General features: G+C 73.7%; 2 protein-coding genes. One reads left to right on the plus strand and one right to left on the minus strand.

The window, feature by feature from the left end:
• Window positions 1–54 precede the first annotated feature (54 nt).
• On the plus strand, window positions 55–474 hold the full coding sequence (locus GL263_RS26745; protein WP_182858313.1) for a VOC family protein: 420 nt from the start codon (window positions 55–57) through the stop codon (window positions 472–474).
• 344 nt (window positions 475–818) lie between these two features.
• Here the strand turns inward: GL263_RS26745 and GL263_RS26750 are convergent, their stop codons facing one another.
• Window positions 819–1238, minus strand: coding sequence for a PaaI family thioesterase (locus tag GL263_RS26750; protein WP_182858314.1), 420 nt, complete (start codon window positions 1236–1238; stop codon window positions 819–821).
• Window positions 1239–1253 lie beyond the last annotated feature (15 nt).

Raw genomic sequence — 1253 nt, forward strand, 5'->3', positions numbered from 1 at the left:
GACCACGGCAGGGGGCCGGAAGGCCGTGCCGAGCGCGGATGGCATCCTCTGGCGATGGCCGACATCGGACTGGTGACTCTGGTCGTGCGCGACTACGACGAGGCCGTCGCCTTCTACGTCGACGTGCTCGGCTTCCGGCTGGTGGAGGACACCCGGATCGGTGACGGCAAGCGGTGGGTGGTGGTCGCGCCACCGGGAGCACGGGAGACCGGTGTGCTGCTCGCGCGGGCGGCGACCGACGCGCAGACGGGGCACGTGGGAGACCAGACCGGTGGACGTGTCGGGTGGTTCCTGAACACCGACGCGTTCGAGCGTGACCACGCGCGGATGCGCGCGGCCGGGGTGGTGTTCGAGGAAGAGCCCCGCCGCGAGCCGTACGGCACGGTCGCCGTCTTCCGCGACCTCTACGGCAATCGCTGGGACCTCATCCAACTCAACCGACACCGCGGCGTGTTGGACGGTCCACCCGAGTAGAGCGGGCCCGCGACCGCGGGTGGGGAACGCGTCACCGCGGCCGCGTGGCGTGGGGTGCTCGCGCGTGCCGGCGTATGCGCCGACGCGAGCGTGGTCGTCGGCGTGGACAGCGCGGCGGGCGGGTTCCACCTGGTGCGTGAGGCGGGAGCGCCGGACGGTGCGCCGTCGTCTGTCGTCGCAGGCCCGGCCGCGCCCCGGGCGTGGGCGCGGCCGGGCCACCTCGGGCTGTACCTCGCGCCGGAGGTGGGCGCCGCGGGTGCGCCTCGCGCTGGTGGTGGCGGAAGGGGAGCGGTGAGAGGTGCGGGCGCTGCGCGCCGGGAGTGCGTGACGAAGCCCGGAAGCTGTCAGTCCAGCAGGGCGTAGAGGGTGGTGGCGGTGGCGGAGGGGTTCTGGGCGCCGTCGGCGGTCATGGTGACGTCGGTGAAGGCCATGCGGCGGCCGAGTTTGTTGACGGCGGCGGTCACCAGGACGTCCGTGTCGCGCAGGGCGCGCTGGAAGGACGTGGACTGCTGGACGGTGGTCATGGGGCCGTAGGCCCCCCGCGCGGCGGAGACGGCGATGACGGTCGCGGTGTCGGCGGCGGCCATCAGGGCCTGGCCGGAGAGTCCGCCGCCGTCGCGGGCGAGGCGGTCGGACCAGGGGAGGCGGAGGACGGCGCGGCGTGCGTCGAGTTCGACGACGGTGAGGCCGAGGTCGACGACCCAGGGGGCGAACTGCTCGGTGAGGAGGCGGTTCGCATCGGTGAGGGAGAGGGTGAGGGGCACTCTCGGATTGTGGGT

Source organism: Streptomyces durbertensis, assembly GCF_014156695.1.
In the GTDB taxonomy this organism is placed as follows: Bacteria; Actinomycetota; Actinomycetes; order Streptomycetales; family Streptomycetaceae; genus Streptomyces; species Streptomyces durbertensis.